This window comes from Roseiconus lacunae, from assembly GCF_008312935.1.
GTDB classification, from domain to species: domain Bacteria; phylum Planctomycetota; class Planctomycetia; order Pirellulales; family Pirellulaceae; genus Stieleria; species Stieleria lacunae.
In genome coordinates, this window is sequence record NZ_VSZO01000015.1 from 221,151 (window position 1) to 241,352 (window position 20,202).

Sequence of the window (20,202 nt, forward strand, 5' to 3'; positions counted from 1 at the left end):
ATGAGCAATCAACGCGACTGGAAGTGGCCGTTCCGGAATAGAAAGTCTCCCTCGAAAGCTGCTCAGAAGCGGCGCAAACGGCGATCGCTGGCCGAGCAACTCGAAGCTCGTCGGTTGCTTGTTTCCGACGCCCCGGTCGGCTCGCCCGAAGTCGTTTCGGGGGTGATCAGCGAAGACGAAGTCTGGTCCGGTACGGTACATGTGACCGGTGATGTGGTAATCTCCGACGGGGTGACGCTGCAAATCGAACCGGGGACGGTCGTCAAGTTTGCGGCCGGTCGTGAAATCTTTTCCGATGGGGTAGTCGAGGCGATCGGAACGGCCCTAGCGCCGATCACCTTCACGTCGATGTTTGACGATACCGTCGGTGATGACCTGACTCCGGACAGCGAAGGGACACCGTACCACGGTGCCTGGGATAGCCTGAAATTTCGCAGCGGATTGAACACCCTGTCGCATGTCGAGGTGCGGTACGCCGGCGACAATGACGGAAACGGCGTCGGCGGCGGGGCGACCCCGGCGATCAGTATTAGCTTTGATGATCACGCCCCTAGCCTGCAGAACACGCTTGATCATGTCTCCGTGATTGATTCGTACTCCACCGGGATCAGCATCCTTGGTGGGGCGCCGATTCTGACCGAAGTGGATGTCGAAGGTTCCTATGGTGTGCCGTTCTATTTCGAACTTGATGCCGATCCTCAAGTCACGGGCATCAATGCGACCGACAACGCGGCCGGTGACAGAATCGAAATCCAAGGTGGGCAGCTTCAGCAAGATCGTGTTTGGGATTACGGAGACTTGCCGATCGCACTGACCAGTGACCTTCAAGTTGGCCCCGATGCGGAATCAAATCCCATCGACTTGACGATCGCCCCAGGAACGGTCGTGAAAATGGCCAAGGGAGCATATTTACGAGTGTCTTCGGGGACTCTCAATGCGATCGGAACGGTTGCCGAACCGATTGTCTTCACCGCGGCGATTGATGATTCGGCCGGAGGTGATTCCAACGGCGACGGTGATTCCACGACCGGATATCGAGGCTACTGGGAAAACATCGATTTCTACACCGGCAACAACATTCTTTCGCATGTTGAGATTCGTTATGCCGGCGATAACAACGGTGATGGCGTGGGCGGTGGCGCTGTCCCCACCCTGCGTGACAGTTTCAGTGATCATGATCCGGCGCAACGCAACACTTTCGATCATGTTGCTGTTTCTGGAAGTTATTCAACCGGCGTCAGCATCCTTGGTGGGGCGCCGGAGCTGACCGAAGTCAACGTCAACGATTCGCTTGGCACACCTTTCTATTTTGAACTCGATGCCGACCCCCAGGTCACAAACATTGATGCGTCGGGCAACGCCGACGGTGACAAAATCTTGATTCAAGGCGGAACGCTTCAGCAAGACCGCGTCTGGGACTACGGTAACTTGCCGATCGCGTTGACTACTGATCTGCAAGTCGGTCCCGATGCGGAATCGAATCCGGTCGACTTATCGATCGCCAAAGGCACTATCGTCAAGATGCCCTCTGGGAGTCTATTGCGGGTGTCGTCGGGGACGCTCGACGCGACCGGGACGGCTGCCGAACCGATCGTGTTCACAGCGGCGATCGATGATTCCGTGGGAGGTGACTCCAACGGGGACGCAGATGCATCGACCGCGTATCCAGGTTACTGGGAGAACATCGATTTTCGCACCGGCGAGAACGTACTCGAGCATGTCGAGATTCGTTACGCCGGTGACAACAACGGTGACGGAAGGGGAGCTGGTGCGGTCAGCGGAGTCTTGTTGAACTTCGACGACCGAACACCTGCACTACAAAACCGTTTGTCACATGTTCGGATCACGGACGGATTCTCGCACGGTGTAGCCGTCAATGCGGGAGCGCCTATTCTGGATACGGTTCATGTTGGCGACTCCTATGGTTATCCGTTCTATTTCGATTTAAATTCGGATCCACAAACGAACCAGTTGACGGCGTTGGGCAATTCATCGGGTGATCGCATCGTGGTCGAAGGCGGTTCACTCGAGGAAAACCGAAATTGGAACTACGGTGACCTGCCTTTGCACCTCACGACAAACCTTGTGATTGGGAGCGACGGTGATGGCAACCCCGTGACGCTTGATATCGCACCGGGAACAACGGTCAAAGTCGCCTCCGGCGCGACGATCGATGCGGTCAGCGGAACCTTGCATGCGGTGGGAACGCCTGCCGATCCGATCGTGTTCACCGCATGGACGGATGATCGATTCGGTGGGGATTCCAACGGTGATGGTCAGGCGACCGCCGGATATCCGGGGTACTGGGAATCGATCCAACTGACCGGTCCCAACAGCGTCTTGGAACATGTCGAGATTCACAACGCCGGTGACAACAACGGCGATGGGATTGGATCCGGCGCGGTGGGCGTCGTCCAGATTGATTACCCCGGTGGGATCGAAGACGAAGAGGCTCGATTGACCGCGGTCAAAATCGCGGATGCGTTCGGCAATGGAATCGAGCTCTATGCCGGGAAGCCCACCCTGCAAAACGTTCATGTCGAAGACGTCAACGGCGTGCCCTATTACTTCGAACTCGACGTAGATCCCATCACGTCCGGACTGACCGCGAAAAACAATCTGGCCGGAGATCGAATCGCAATTCAATCCGGAACGCTAAAGTCCGATCGTCGATGGGATTATGGTGACTTGCCGATTCATCTGACACCGGGTGATCTGGTAATCGCCGAAGCTGACGATGGGACATCGACGACACTCGAAATCGCTTCCGGAACGATCGTCAAGGTTGGCTACGGGTACCAGGTTCGGAGTTCTAGCGGGACCTTGAAAGCGATCGGATCGGCGCTCGATCCGATCATCTTTACCGCTGCGGTCGACGACACCGCCGGTGGTGATACCAATGGCGACGGCGCAAACTCAGTGCCCTATCCCGGATATTGGGAATCGATTGAGTTAAGCGGTCCGGGAAACGTTCTCGAACACGTTCAGGTACGCTACGCGGGCGATAACAACGGCGATGGGATCGGCGGCGGGGCGACCGGTGCGATCGAGCTGAATTACGGCGGAACGGATGTCGACAAGCAAACTCGATTGACCAACGTGACCGTCAGCGATGGTTTTTGGCATGCGGTCAATCTGTCGTCCGGGGCTCCGACGCTCGAAAATGTCAGTGCGATCAACAACGTCGGTGCGGCATACCTGTTTGCGCTCAATACCAACCCCAGCATTACCAATCTGACTGGCGAAGGAAACGATGGTGGCGATCGGATTATTGTCACGACAGGCACCTTGTTGTCGGATCGTGATTGGAACTATGGCGATTTGCCGATCCATTTAAGTGGTGCTGAGTTGAGGATCGGACCGGATCAGGAATCCAATCCGGTGGAACTGACCATTGCACCGGGGACCGTCGTCAAGCTCGATCGTGGCGCTCTGATTAACGTGGCTGACGGGTCACTGAAAGCAATCGGAACGCCGGCGGAGCCAATTTTCTTCACCGCTCTCGCCGACGATTCCGTCGGTGGTGATTCACTTGCGGATGGCGCGACCGGTGTCTATCCCGGCTACTGGGAAGGGTTGTTGCTCGGTGGTTCTGACAACGAACTTAGCAACGTGCATGTCCGCTACGCCGGTGACAACAATGGCGACGGCATCGGTGGCGGCGGTGTCCCCGCGATCATCGTCCGTTCGGACATGACGCTCGATGGTGTCGTGATCGAGCAATCGTTCGGTGCGGGTTTGGCGATTCAGAATGACGCGATCGTCCAGGTTAGCGGTGGCAGAATTGAATCGGCCACCACCAGCCCTTATTCACGATCGGGGATCGAGGTTGTCGATGGCGAGTTGATCGCCGACTCCATCGCACTGATTCGCAATGATGTCGGTGTTTATGTCGCGACGGGGCAGATCGCGTCAGTGACCGGTAGTGCGTTCTTGGGCAATGGCACCGCGGTCAGTCATGGAGGCACGAATGCCGCCAACGCTGTATTTCAAAACAATTGGTGGGGCGATGCCGGTGGTCCCCATGACCCATCGGCTGCCGACGGGTTCACCAACGTCAACCCCGACGGTCAAGCGGTCTCCGACTACGTCGACTATTCCAATTTCTTGACGACGGGGCCTAATCTAGCGATCGGTCCCCAAGTCGTTCGTTTGACGCGTTTGGCGCCGACGACGGAGCCTCCGCATCATCGCTATGAAGCCGAAGGCAACGCGCTCGATCAATGGGGAACACGGCACGGAACGATCGGCGGCGATGTAACCTACCAAACAGGACGATCGGGCGGGCAGGCATTCGAATTTGATGGCGATGGCGACTACATCAATCTTGGCGCTTGGGCACCCGCAACCGATTGGACGGTGTCCGCTTGGGTCAACCCGACCACGATCACACCGGGAGCCCATCACGCGATTGTCAGCGGAGCAGCGCAACAACGCGATTGGGGGCTGGGGATTCACGACGGAAATTTCGTTGCCCGTTATAGAAACGGCGAATTGCTCGACAGCGGCGTCGCCGCATCGGAAAACGTCTGGAGTCACGTGGCGGCGACGCTAGAAGGGACCACCTTGTCGGTCTATGTCGATGGAACGTTGCGAAACAGTGTGGATATCGGAACGGCGTATGCGCCGACGGCGGTCAGCACCCAAATCGGACGATCGTATTACAACAGCGGGAACTACTTCATCGGTCGCCTCGATTCGATCTCAATTGTCGAAAGGGCAGTCAGTGCTAGTGAAGTGGTAACGCTACGCGACAGCAACACCGTTGATCCCTTCGTTCCACAAGCTCAACTGCAAGTCGACTTTGATCGCGTGATTGATTTCACCTCGTTTGGGATCGAGGACGTGACGGTCACTGGCCCGCAAAGTCTGTCGGTGCTCGACGTCACTCCGGTGAATGATCGATCGGCGATCGTCACATTGTCACGCGACTTTGAAACCGAAGGCCAGTACAACGTCTCGATCGGTCCGGCGATCGGCGGTAACGCATCCTCGGAAATGGATCAGGACGCCGACGGGATCGCCGGCGAACCGATCGATGATGTCTTCACTAGTTCACTAGGCGTCGACAAGACCGGTCCTCGAATCATTGGGCAAACACCGAGCGGAACCAGTTCGGAAGTCCTCAGTTCGATCGAAGTGACCTTTGACGAACCAATCGACCCGGCGTCGATTTCTGCCACAGCGGCTCGGCTGTATCTGCCTGACGCGGTTTTGGCTCGTGATGCATACGACCCCAATGACGTGCAACCGGGCTTCAGCGTTCGGACGGTCAAATCAAACGGTGGCGTCTCGACGGTCGACGAAGCGATCGCAGTTCTTGAGTCGAATGACATTTCGTTGCAAGACGACATCGAACGCCATTCGACGTTGAACTTTGGCAATGCCGCCGGCAACTTCAGCGAAGACTCAACGCTCGCCTTTTCAGGAAACTACGTCGCGCTGGAAGCGATCGGAGTGATTCGCATTCCGGCCGCCGGTCAATGGACCTTCGCGATCGGATCGGATGACGGTTTCCGTTTGGAAATCGGTGATCAGACAACGCAGTACTTTTATGGTCGTGCCTTCGCGACCAACTTGGCAGTATTCGACTTTCCACAGCCCGGTGACTATCCGCTGCGGGTAATCTATTTCCAAGGCACCGGTGGGACGGGGTTGGAATTGTCAGCCGCGGCCGGCGAGAAAGCTGCCTTTGATGACGATTTCAAACTTGTCGGTGATATCGATGGCGGTGGTTTGTCAATCGCGACGGCCTTGCACGAGCCCAATCAGTATTTGCCGGTCTTTGCGATCACGCCAACCGACGCGACCAACACCAGCTTTCGATTTGACTTTACCCCGCAACCCTTTGAAGGCGAGTACGAATTTGTCATCGATCCGGTCTTCAAAGACCTCCAAGGCAACCTGCTGGACCAAGATGCCGATGGCAACGGTGGTGAATCGATCGAGGATCGCTACTCCAGTAGGATCACCGTCACGCGGGACCCGCTTCGAGTCGTCGCCCAATCTCCGACCGGAGCAATCAATGGCGCACTGACCCAGTTCGACGTGACGTTCAATGTCGCGATCGATCCGAATAGTTTTGCGACCAGCGACGCCAAGGTGACTGGACCGGGTGGCCAAGTCACTGTCACGGATATTGTTCAACTGAGTCCGACGCAGTTTCGCGTCGTCGTCGAACGCACCACCGAGGACGGCGTCTATCAGTTTTCGATCGGACCGGATATCACCGACCTCGCCGGCAATCGCATGGACAGTGATCGGGATGCGATCGGCGGAGAACTGGAAGACCGTTACTTCGGTTCCTTTGAATTGGCAGGCGGTGGTCCTTATGTCACCGACTTCTCGCCGCAAGCGACGATCGCACCAGGGATCTCCGCTGCTCAAGTCACCTTTAGCGAGCCCGTGCGCCTGTCTAGTTTCACTCCCGCCGACGTTGTGTTGGTTGGGCCAGGCGGTCCGATCGCCGTTGAGACGATTCAAGCGATCGGCAATCGTGTTTACGAATTGACGTTCGCGGCTCAATCAACCGACGGTCAGTACACGATCGACATCGGACCGGCGATCAACGACTTCGGCGGCTTGGCGATGGACCAAGATCGTGACGGAATCTCTGGCGAAGCGTCTGAGGATGTGTATTCAGATTCCTTCGTTATCGACGCGGTCGGACCCATGCTGTCCAGTTACGAGCCCGACTTTGTCAATCGGCCGTACGATTACATCGACTTTACGTTTGATGAAGCGATCAATCCCGCATCCGTCACGCCGCAGGACATCATGGTGATGGGGCCCACCGGTGCGGTCACGATCAGTCAAGTTGTCGCGATGTCGACTCGCACTTTCCGTGTCTCCTTTGCCAAGCAAACCGCGGTTGGAGAATACAGTTTCCTGCTCGGTCCCCAAATCACCGACCTTGTCGGCAACTTGATGGACCAAGATGGCGACGGGATCGGCGGCGAAGCGTCCGACGACCAGTCTTCTGGTGTGGTTCACTTCAACGCACCCAATCTTGCCGTTGCAATTCTCGATGTCCCCGCGGCGGTGCAAAATGGCGAGACAATTTCCGTCGACTACACCGTGATCAACGACGGCGCTTCGATTGCGATCGAACCATGGTCCGATCGCCTGGTGCTCTCGGCCAATACGGTGTACGGCGATAGCGACGACATCGTCATCACGACACGGAATCGATCCGTCGATCTTGCGGTTGATGAAACTTACAACGCGACAATCGAATACGAAGTCCCGTTTGTCGACGCCGGTGAGTACACGTTGTTCGTAGTGGTTGATCGTGCCAATCAAGTCTTCGAAGAAAACGAAGCAGACAACCTTTCTTCGATCACGCTGACGATCGAAGAAGCTTCTCCGCCGGCCGATCTGATCGTCGATGGGATCAGTATTCCCGCACTTGGCTACCGAGGATCGACGATCGATGTGACGTGGCGTGTCCGCAACGACGGTATCTCGACGACGACCGTCTCCTCTTGGGTTGATCGAGTTTACCTGAGTAACGACCAAGTTCGTGGCGGCGATGTTCTTCTCGGTAGCTTTACACACCAAGGTGCACTCGATTCCGACGCGTCCTACACCACCACGCAATCATTCGTGATTCCCAACCATGTCGACACTACCGACTGGTACGTTCTCGTTGAAACCGATGCGACACGTGTTGTCTATGAACCAACCGTGGAAGACAACAATGTGACCGCAAGCTCGACGCTGATCACTGTCGAGGTCAAACCGCTTCCCGATCTAGCTATCGAAGCGATCACGCTTGCTCCAGGGGCGATCCCGACGAGCGGTGAAACGCTCGAAGTTCGATGGGAAGATGTCAATCAAGGTGCCGCGCTGGCCGAGTCGCCGTGGGTAGATCGTGTTTACTTGTCGAGCGATGACGCTTATTCCAACGACGACGTGCTGCTTGGCGAAGTCACCGCAAATGGCAGCCTGGGAGTCACCGATCGCGCCGCACGTCAGACTGTCGTTTCACTTCCCGATGGAATCTCCGGTAGCTATCACCTGATCGTCGTTCCCGATGCCGCCAATCAAGTTGACGAAGGCAGCGGTGAGCAAACCGGAACGCTCGCACTGCCGATCGAAGTGGCCGGCTATCCCTATGCCGATTTGACCGTTACGGATGTGACTGCCCCGGAATTATTGATCGGTGACCCCGTCGATTTGACTGTTTCATGGACGGTCGAAAACGTAGGGCAAGGTGCCGGCAGAGAGTCATCCTGGATCGATCGCGTCTACCTTTCCACCGACGAAACCTTTGGCGATGCCGACGATAGACTGATCGGGGAATATCAGCATGATGGCATTGTTCCTGTCGGCCAGTCGTACACACGTACCGAGATCATCCCCCTGGCCGCCAGAACCAGCGGGCGATTCACGCTTTATGTCCAAACCGATGCCAGCGATGCCGTGTATGAACTTGCCGGCGATGCGTCCAACGTTGCGGCGCCGGCCCATCCGGTTGACGTCGCGACATCAACATACAGTGATCTGTTCGTCGATAACGTGACCGTCAGTGACCAGACGGTTCCCACCGCGGGGCAACCGATCGAAGTGACGTGGACGGTCGGCAACCGTGGCATCGCGACGACCGATCGCGATTCTTGGACAGACTACATCTACGTTTCCGATTCAAACGATGGCAGTGGCTTGCGGCTGATCGGCTACAGCACCCATGGGGGTGCCCTGCCGGTCGATGGTTCGTATAGCAGAACGGAAACACTGCAGTTGCCTCGTGACTTAGACGGTGAAACCTACATCTATGTCCGTACCGGTGGTCCGTACGAATTTCTTTACGGTGGTTATGACAACTTCGGCGGAAACCAAGGCCGAAGCGAAGCATTCGATGTCACTTATGTTCCTCCGACGTCGAATTTGGTCGTCGAAAATCAAGCCGTCACCATCCCCAACTCTCCAGCAGGATTTGACGACGGTACCCAAATCGAAGTGAGTTGGACGATCAAGAACGATGCACTCGATGGCAACGGTGCGACCGAAGGGGGCTGGACCGACCGCGTTTACTTGCGTTCGCATGCTGACCAATCACAGTCTTATTTGCTGGGCACGTTCAACGCGACCGATAGTTTAGGCCCAGGCTTATCGATCGATCGAACCGAATTGGTGACTTTACCGCGGGCGAGCGGATTGTTCGAAGTCGTCGTGATCACCGATTACTACGATTCGGTCGAAGAGGCGATCGAGGATGATAACGAAGGAAAGTCGGCTCCCTTCAACTTGAATCTTCGGCCTCGAGCGGATTTGCAGGTCACCGTTGATAGCCAGTACACCAATCCGATCACCGCCGGGACATCGATTGATGTTCAGTTCACCGTCCGTAACGCAGGAACCGCGGACACACCCTCGGGCGGAAGTCGATGGTCGGATCGAGTCTGGTTGTCGTCGTCTTCAAGCAGCACTTCAGGGGCGATCCTTCTTGGTGAATTGCAAAACGGATCGGCGCTTGCCTATGCCGGTTCACCCAACGGCGGTTCCACCGAATACACGACACAAGCGAGTTTCTTGTTGCCACGTGCGCTCGCTGGGAATTACTTCGTCTTGGTCGAGACCGATGTGCGGAATCGCGTCGATGAATTTCCCAACGACGGAAACAATCGCGCCGCCGCCGCGATCGCGATCGATGCCAATCCGGTGCCACCGCCGGATTTGGTCGCCGATTTTATCAACGGCCCCGCCGATAGTTTTGATGACTCATCGTTTACGGTCCGCTACAAGGTGACCAACCGTGGAACGGGAGTGACCGACCCCGGTGCCTGGACCGATCAAGTTTGGTTAACGCTTGGCAAAGATGGTCCCAAGAGCAGCCGAGGCGATCGCCTGGTCGGGACCCACCGTCACGGCGGAGTCCTGGAAGTCGGTGAATCGTACGAAGCGGAAACAACGGTCAGGATTCCTAAAGGGCTGACCGGACAGTATTTCCTGATGGTCTATGCCGACGGCTATCGGGGTGTTTACGAAGTCGCATTCGATCAAAACACCAATCCGGACGCACCAAACGATCTGGACGGCAACAACTACGCGACCACACCGATCAACATCCTGTTGACGCCGCCAGCCGATTTGCGTGTCCGAGAGGTCAACGTCAATAGCGCGACACCGATCAAGGGTGGTGAAAAGGTTTCTTTGTCGTGGACGGTCGACAATATCGGGCCCGCCGCAACGGATCGCGAGAATTGGGCCGATGCGATTTACCTTTCCGATGACGACGTCTTAGACTCCGGCGACCAGCTCGTTTTTGCACTTCCACACGCCGGTCGATTGCTTTCGGGGGACGAATACAGCCAGGAAGCCGAATTCACCTTACCACCGTCGGCCGAAGGGCAGCATTTTCTCGTTCGCACGAATGCCGACCCGCGGTTGGCAATGACCGATGAAGCAAAGTTCTTGGCCGAAGTCGCGGCGGTCCTGAAACGGATCGAAACGGCGACAGGAAAACCGATCGGGGACACGGAAATCGGCGACCTCAATCAGTTTTCACAATCGGAATTGCGCGCGATCCTTGCCGGACCGACGAACACGCTCGTCCAAGTCTACGAAGGTCCGTTTACCGAGAACAACGTGGGTTCGGTGGCTGCGGAGGTTAACGATGCGGCCTCCGACTTGGAGGTGCAATCCGTTTCCGCTTCGCCGACGAGTCAATCCGGCGAGCCTATCAGCGTCAACTGGACGATTCGCAATACCGGTAACGATGCGACGTATGCCGAAACTCGGAACTTGGCTCAGTATGTCTTTCTTTCGAAAGATCCCATCTTCGATGCATCGCGAGCATTCCTTGCCGCTTCGAAAACGCATGTACTCGACCAACCACTTCAGGTCGGTGAAACGTACAACGACGGTGTAATCGTCCACTCACCGGCTGGAAGCAGTGGCAAGTGGTACGCGCACGTGTTCGTCAACATTGCGCTGTATCGTGGTAAACCTGTTCTTAACTCTTTCTCAGAAAGCAGTTTTCCCGCTTGGCCTAGTTACTTTGAATCACGCGTTTGGGAAGACGGACAAAAGCAGAACAACCAAGGAACGTCCAACGAAATTCAGATCGAGTATGCCGAACCGAACCTGGTGATCTCGAACCTCTCCGCCGTTCCCGTTGATCCCGAAAGCGGTTCTTTGATGGATGTCTCATTCACTGTTACCAACAGTGGAACACGGATGACGCGTCAGTCCCGATGGTCCGACCGCGTTTATTTGTCGACCGATACCTCGGCCGATGGATACGACATCGGACTCGGAAACTTCACCCGTGATGAGAGTCTGGACATTGGTGAAAGCTACGACGTGGAATTGCAAGTTCGTTTGCCGAACAACATCGGAGGGACGTTCTACGTCATCGCCGAAACGGACGCAGTGTTCGCACCGCAGTCTGCTGCTTACACACTTCCTTACCCGATCGCCGAAGGCGGTTTGCGGCTGTACGGGACCAGTGATACGGTCGCCGAATTTAACGACGAAGGTGATAACCAAGCGATCACGGAGTTGTCGGTTCAGTTTGTCGAAGCACCGGATTTGGTGGTCGACACGATCGACCATGTCAGTCAATCCACGCCGCCAACAAACGTCATCGAAGTCGGTAACCAAATTCACTTTACGTACACACTCAGCAACGACGGCGGTGTCATCCCGGATTCTCAGACCCCGTTTTACGACCGTGTGTATCTCTCGCGTGATCGATTGCTTGACCCACGAAGCGATCACTACATCAAACAAATTCAGCATAACACACCGTTGGCCGCTGGCGAGTCGATCAAAATTGACTCGTCGGCTTGGTTGCCACGCGGTATCACGGGCGACTACTTCTTGATCGTTGAATCGGACATCGAACGTTATGCGCGTCCGAATGGCGAAGTCATTGAATCGAACGAGCTGAATAACGTCACGATATCGACAACGCCGGTGTTGATCGTCCAGCCGCCGCCCTCCGATTTACAAGTGACCAGCATCGTGGCGCCGCTGTCGGCAAGCGTCGGTGATGTCGCGACGGTTTCCTGGACGGTTGAAAATCGAGGCGAAGAAAAGGCGCAGGCCAGGATCGCAGACGCAGTCTATCTCTCGGCGGATAACGTTTGGGACATTGGCGATCGTCTGCTCGGAAGAGTCGAATCGGCCGGCGTACGAACGGTTCAACCGGGCGCTTCTTACACGTCGACGCTCGACTTTGAAGTCCCCGCCGTGCTTCCGGATGATTATCGGATCATCGTGCGGACCGATATCTTTGACGATGTTGTCGAAGGCGAAAACAACCGAAACAATAATTTGACGTCTGCCGATCAGGTCGGCGTGACGGTTCCGTTGCTGCGTTTGGATCTGCCGCTTCAAGAGCAATTGGCGCAAGGTGTCAGCCGGTTGTTTCAGCTCGATACAGAGCCGGGCCAAACGATCGAATTGACACTCGATAGTCTCAGCGACATCGGATCGCATGAATTGTACGCGGCGTACGAACGGCTGCCATCGCCGTTGGACTACGACGCGGCCTACGAAGGCTACCTCGCGCCGGACCAGACCTTGGTGATCCCGGAAACCCTGGGCGGTCGATACTTTATCATGGCCCGCGCGGGCGTTCGGATCGACACCGAAGACGGGACCTATGATCCGACACTTCGGTCGGAGTACGACGTTGAGCTCAATGCCACACGAATCCCGTTCGGAATCTCCAGCGTTTCGCCCGATTCCGGCGGTGACGATCGCTACGTCACTGTGACCATCGAAGGGGCCGAGTTCCCCGAGCAGGCTGCTGTGCGTTTAATCCGGCCGACGTTGGCCGAATTTGCGCCCGTGAGCGTTTCACGCATCGATGCGACCAAGATCGTTGCCGTGTTTGATCTTCGCGATGCGCCACATGGATTGTATGACGTCCAAGTGTTGCATCCCGATGGGCGATTGGCGATCGACCCGTACCGCTTCCAAGTCGAAGCGGCCGACGTATTCGAGTCTAATGTTGGTGTCGGTGGTCCTAGCCAAATCGATCTCGGAGCGACGGGCAATTATGGTTTCGCGATCGAAAACTTGGCGAACGTTGACACGCCCTACACGGTGTTCGAATTCGCGTTTCCCAAGGTCAAAAACCGACGTCCGGAATTGATCCGTGGCGACGCGATTGTCTTCCAGGCGGGTTTGCGAGGTGACGCAACGACGATCGCGCCTCTGTTTGATTCGATCAGTACGTTCGATTCGTCAAGTATCGCTCCCGAATTGAACCTTGACGGCGTTCTGACCGCCCGCGGCGTCGCGATCGATTTGCCGAATCAAGGTGTCACCGAAATCGGATCGTCGGTCAGCATCTATCCCGGATTGCGTGCCGAGATCGAAGAGGATCCGGATTTTCTGAAGAAACTCAGCCCGTTTGACCTCGATGACCTCGCATTCGATTTCTATGTCGCTGCCGCGGCGACACCGATGACATCGAGCGAATACATCGCGTATCAGCAAGAACAAGCAAGTCGTTTGCGCGATGAAATCCTTGCCACGGATATCGAAGCGATCCTGCAGGAAGAACGCGACGAGGATGACGACGAGAATACTCCGGTTGCCGGCGAAGCATTTAAACGGCTCGCCCTCGAATCATTGCAAACCTTTGCCGGCGATGCAGATTCCTTTACCGGTCTTTACCTGCAAGCACTCGTCGATCAGGGCTTGTTGCGATTGGAAGATCAGCCACCGGTTGCAGACGCATCGGCAGAAAATATCAGCGGATTCTTTTCGATCATTGGCGGGCTTCTCGGCAGCGAAACTGGTCAAGGGATCCTGGACGAAGCCGAGCAGCAACTGAGTCAAGCGGGGGAGAATCTGACTTGGTTGGTCGAATTGATGCGACGTTTCGATGGGCACACGCCCGATGCGACTAGCGGTGGAAATCAGGTTCCTGATCGTTCCGACTATGACCTTGGTGCCAGTCATCCGACGTCGTTTGTAAGCTTCGAATTGCGCGCCGGACCGCCACCGCTTTTCGATTTCGGCGAAGTGCCGGATCAAATCGCGTTTGACTTTAATGGCTTCGGTGATGGCGCCGATGAGTCGGTGGAATTGACCGGTCCGATGGGAGTTGGCGTTGACAACTTTGTTCCCATCGAAACGCCTTTGCCATACACCGCCAAAGCAACGTATGACGCATCTTCCGTTGATGCGGTCCGTCAAGTGCGGATTCTCATTCCGCTCGACGACACTCTTGACGAACGCAGTTTCCAGCTTGCCGATATCCAGCTGGGCGATCAATCAATCCAGCTCCCAGCCGGGCGACCGAACTTTGTCGGTGAATTTGATCTGACAGAAACAGAAGGCTATGTGCTGCAAGTCACCGCCGGCATTGATGCGAACACGCGTGTCGCATCGTACTTGTTGCGAGCGGTCGACGGACGGGACGGATTGCCGCCGGTCGATCCTGCGATCGGGTTGCTACAACCCGGAGAAACAGTCACGGTCGGGTTCTGGGCTGCGGTGAACGACGTCGATGCTGCTGGTGGTTCGAACCCGATTGCAACCGGCGATCCGATCGAAATGACGGTTCGATCGATCTTCGATGATGCGGCACCAGTCGATAGCGAAACGATCACGGCGACCGTCGATGCGGTCGCGCCTACGAGTACGGTCAGCGTTCTGCCACTCGGTGGTGATGCTTACGAAGTTCAATGGACGGCGACCGATGATGCCGGTGGCAGTGGCGTCGCAACACATTCACTGCTCGTTTCGCTCGATGGTGGAAGTCGCTATCGCAGTGTGTTGTACCGTACCAACGAAACCTCGTTCGTTTACGAAGCGGAACCGGGACAGCGACCGCAATTCTTGGTTCGTTCGATCGACGCGGCGGGCAACATCGAGCCGGTTCCGGCCGGTGTACGTGTTCCGCGACTGGTTCCCGAAATCAACCTCGGATCGGCCCCAACGGTCACGGTGGTCCCCAAGGTTGACCTGCCGATCGCAACGGCTCAGCCGGAAACCGTTGCCGATCGTTTGTTCGAAGAAGCTGCCTTTGGGATTCCTTCGAAAACGAGCGCTTCGAAACCCAGCGAATTCAGTCGAGTCATTCGACCTTTCGCAGCCGAGAAGTTCGTCGAGATACCCGGTGTCAGTGGCGCCGGAATCGGTACGCTTGCACTGACGGTCGGTCCCGCGGGTGCGGTTTATGTCAGCGGCGGCGTGGGACGGAATGAACTTTACAAGATCACGTCGGTGAACAATCCGGCTGGTTCACTTCAGCGGTTGACCGCCCTACCGACATCGACACCAATCTACGATCTCGTTTTCGATGCTTCCGGTCAACTTTGGGCATCGACCGGTGGCGAAGGTTTATTGCAACTCGATCCAAATACCGGCGCGGTATTGGACCGAATCGGAGCGGGAGTCGCCTTGGGACTAGCCGCCATTCCGGGTGCGGCAGAGATTTATGTCTCGACGACGTCGGGAATCAGTCGACTCGATACCTCGACTCGGCGTTTGATTCCCTTCAGTGACATTCGCGTCGATGCGATGGCGGTCGCCAGTGACGGAACACTTTATGGAACCGCATGGCCCGAAGGCGGGCAGGTGTTGCGTTTTGATTTTCGCGGCCGCGCGGAATCGTTGGTCACCGTCGAAGGCCGCGCCGAATCGTTAGCCATCGGTCCGGCTGGGTCACTCTACGAAGACGCACTCCTGGTCGGGCACGAGTCCAGAGGTGTGATCTCAGTCGTCGACCCGTTGTCGCTGCGACAAACCGTGGTCGCAAGCGGTGGCGACGGACGTGTCGAAGGACTACAGCCGATTTCTGGCGGGCGTTTTCTTGCGACACAGGGAGCACAGCTTGACGTGTTCTTCACCGTCGCGGCGCCACGCGTGATCGAAACCCGTTTGAAAGAAGGCAGCAATCAAGCCGAATTGATCTTTGACGTTGCCTTGTTGCAATCGACGAGTGATCCGGCGGCCGGAAACAACCGCGCGAACTATGGTCTGCGTAACCTCGATACCGGGGAAAGCGTCACGATCGGTGCGGTCGCTTATGACGAGGCTTCGAAACGATCCAGCTTGCTGTTCGAATCGCTATCGCCGGCCGAGTACGAGCTGACCGTTTCGCCTGAAGTAGAAAGCGAGCAAGGGATCGCGATCGGCGGCAATGGCTTCGCGACTACCTTCCGTGTCTTCGAAGATGTTTCGATCTCGACCTCGGTTTCCTACGAGAACACTCGAATTAATCGTGCCGACGGAACCGTGCTATTCGATGTCATCGTCCACAATGACGCCGACTTTGATATCGCCGGTCCGATCAATGTAATCTTCAACCAACTCGGTGACGAATCGGTTGTCTTCTTCGGTAACGATGGGGCGCCGACAGACGCCAATGGCTATCAAGTTCTCGGCGACGGAAGTGTGCTGGAGGCCAACTCGAGCTCCGCGCCGCAAACGATTACGATCGCGAATCCAAATTTGTTGGATCTCAACTTTGATCCGCGAATCCTAGCGACACTTCCGCCGAATCAGTTGCCGCTGTTTAGTTCCACTCCGCAGCAAGCGGCGGCGTTTGATGTGGAATATGAATACGTTGCCCAAGCCAGTGATCCCGACGGGGCGACGATCGATTATGTCTTGGCGGCGGCTCCCGAAGGAACACAGTTCAATCCGGACACCGGACAGATCGTATGGACGCCCGGCAAGCAAGCGACGCCGCAAGTCGAATTCGAAGTCCGTGCCTATGACGCGCGAGGTGCGTACAAGCGACAACAGTGGATCGTGGACGTCAGCGGAGCGAATCACGCACCGATACTCGCCCCGATCGAGGATGTCTTTGCGACCGAAGGCGATCTTATCGAAGTGCCGGTCAGCGCGTTCGATCCCGACGGTGACGACTTGATCTATTTTGCTGACAAGCTTCCACCCGGCGCCGTATTCGATTGGGCCAGCCAAAAACTACGCTGGCGTCCCGATGGCGATGCCGCCGGTGTTTATGAAAACGTGACGTTGATCGCAAGCGATGGCTTTGTCGAATCCAGCGTCACTTTCGAAATGGTGGTCGCCGCAAACAATGTCTCGCCGACACTGCAACCGGTTTCGCCAAGGACGATCAACGAAGGCGACGAGATTTCGATTCGGCTGTTCGCCGAGGATGAAGATGGTGATTCGCTGCGTTACCTGGCTCCGAGTCTTCCGCCAGGTGCGTTTCTAGATCCGAACACGGGCATCTTCGAATGGACTCCAGGCTTTGATCAACACGGCGTTTACGACTTGGATTTCTTAGTCGACGACGGTCAAATCACGACGCAGCAATCGACGACCATCACGGTTGAAAACATCAATGGGCAAGTGCGCTTCCCAACCATCGATCCGACGGAGATCTTCGAAGGCCAGACGTTTAACCTACGTGTCGCCGCGTTCGATCCAGAATCCCCGGTCGCCCCCACCAGTCCTGTCGCAACGACCGGAGATTTCTACGTTGATTATGAATCATTCCTACCGACGTTGACCTATCAGGTCACCGGTCTGCCCAGCGGGGCAAGTTTCGACGAAGAACGCCAATTGTTGACCTGGACACCGGGATTCAACGATTCCGGAAACTACGACATCACGTTCACGGCAACCGACGACGGCGATGGAACGGGGACTCCGACCAGCGATACCGTGGTGGTTTCGCTGCAGGTTGCCGATGCAAATTTCCCTCCGGTCATCGAATCGATCGACGCCCAAACGATCGCGGTCGGCGAGACGTTGCAAATCCCGGTCAGTGTCTCCGATTTTGAAGGTGTACCGCTTTCCCTTGATATTCGCTTTGGCGAATCGACAGTCTTGCCGGACTTCGCAAATTTCACCGACAACGGCGACGGAACGGGGCTGTTGGAACTAGCCCCGGTGCCGGGCGATCGAAGCGATCTCCTGGTGACGATCATCGCGAGCGAGACGACCGGTCCGCTGCCGCTGACTTCGCAGTCGCAGTTCACACTACAAGTCACCAGCGAGAACGAACCACCGAAGCTGGCCCCCTTGTTTGAAAGCGTCGCGGTCGTCGGCAATCAATTCGTCGTCAATGTCCTCGTCGAAGATGATGATCAAGATACCCTCGATGTCACTGCCACGGGCTTACCCGCGAACGCACAATTGATCGACACCGGCGTCTATGGTCGATACCAATTCACCTGGACTCCGACGATCGCCGATCAAGGTCAGCACACGATCACGTTCACCGCCAAAGACAGCGGTAACGGCGACCTTGCCAATCAGCTCACCACGACACAGTCGATCACGTTAAATGTTCGTGAAAGCAATACGCGCCCGAACCTTGATCCGATCGGTCAGAAAACGGTTGCCGAAGGCGAAACGCTGACGTTCACCGCGATGGGAAGTGACGGCGACGGCGATGTGGTTTCCTATTCAGCCGCATTGATTGCCGGCGGTCAGTCAGCACCTTTGCCAACCGGGGCTACCTTTGATCGCGCAAGCGGACAATTTCAATGGACGCCATCGCTGGCTCAATCGGGGACGTATCGTATCCGCGTGACCGCAACCGATGGGGCCGGGGCACGCAGCGAAGACGTCTTTGTGACGGTCACCAATACAAACCAAGTACCCTCCTTCAGTACGCTTCCGAAACTATTCACTCGTGAAGGCGACCAACTGATCTTTTCCGTCAACGCCGGGGACGCCGACGGAGAGTCGTTGACCTATTCCTTTGAAGGAACGAAGCCAAGCGGATTTAATTTTGATCCGCTTTCGCGAACGGTGGTTTGGGACGTCGACTATCAGTCAGCGGGCGAGTACACGCTGCGGTTCAAGGTCAGCGATCCAATCGGGGCTCGCGATTCGTTGGAAGTCAACGTTCGCGTCCTTTCGACCAACCGTTCGCCGGTGCTCGCCTTACCGTCGCTGCGACAAGCTCAGATTGGTGAGCTGCTTGAGATTCCGTTGTTGGCGACCGACCCGGATGGCGATGCGGTCACGGTTTCGGCGGATGACCTACCCGCCGGGGCGACATTGGATGCCGACAATGTGATTCGCTGGACCGCGGCAAGTTTCCAGGCCGGAACATACACCGTTCGTGTCACGGCCGATGACGGGGACTTACAAACCGAGCGACCGATCACGATCGTCGCGTCGATCGAACCCGCCGGTCCTCAAGTTCAAATCGTCACCACCCCCAGTTTCCCCGCGACACCGGGCCAGCCGATCACGATCGAGCCGATTGCCGACAGTGATGTCGAGCTATCCGGCGCGAGCGTTTCGATTGACGGGCGAGTACTACAGCTTGACGCTCTCGGACGCGCGACATTTGTGTCCGATCATCCGGGGCGATTCGAAATCACGGCGGTCGTCACCGATGCGGAAGGCCGCACGACGACTGTCACTCGGCCGCTCTATGTGCGTGACCCGTCGGACTTGAGTGCTCCGAGGATCGAAGTCCTCCAACTCGCACCGCCCGTCTTTACCGAACCGCGTGACATCATTGTCAACATTTCTGACGTTGGGCTTGCCGACTACAGAATCGAGTTGCTGCCGCGCGGTGGTAGCGGTGCGCTGTTGATTGCCGAAGGCACCACCAGCATCACGCAGAACATCGAAATCGATCCCGGCAGGTTTGCCAACGGTTTCTATACCCTCCGCGTCACTGCGAGCGATTTCGGAGGTCTTGAGTCCGAATACAACCATGCGATCGAGATCAATTCCGCCACGAAAACGGCGGCCTTGATTGAAACAGCCGACGACATGATGTTGACCTTGGCGGGAATCGATGTGCCGATCACGCGCGTCTATGATTCGCTGCTGATGACGTCGGTTGGTTCCTCGTTTGGAACCAAGTGGTCGTTGCCGCTACTTGATCCGCAGCTTTCACTGAACGTCGGCGGAGTTGCTGGGAATGAGTTCCAGGCGATCACGGATGCCGGACGAGTTTACGTGACCTTACCGTCAGGCGAACGCGTCGGATTTACGTTTGCACCGGTCAGCCAAATGGTCGGTAGCATCGAAACATTCACACCACGTTGGGTCGCCGATAGCGGTGTGGCGTGGCAATTGGAGTCACGCGATGCGAATCTACGTCAGGCAGGCGATGGTTACTATTCGGTTGGCAGTGGCTTGCCGTACAACCCTGGGCTGGTCTCCGAAGGAGATATCGCATTCACACTTGTCTCACCGACCGGCGAACGCCACTCGCTAGCCAAACGGGGAAGTGGATATCGTTTGCATCGCATCAGCTCTGCCAACGGCCTGACCTCACTCCGG

The 20,202-nt window shown here is 56.5% G+C and carries 1 protein-coding gene (cut by a window edge); it reads left to right on the forward strand.

Features of this window, described 5'->3' with window-relative positions:
- Positions 1-20,202, forward strand: partial view of a putative Ig domain-containing protein gene (locus FYC48_RS20440; RefSeq protein ID WP_149498647.1) — the 5' portion only. 17,085 nt of this gene lie beyond the right edge of the window; 20,202 of the gene's 37,287 nt are visible here — the first part of the coding sequence; it begins with the start codon at positions 1-3; the stop codon falls past the right edge of the window.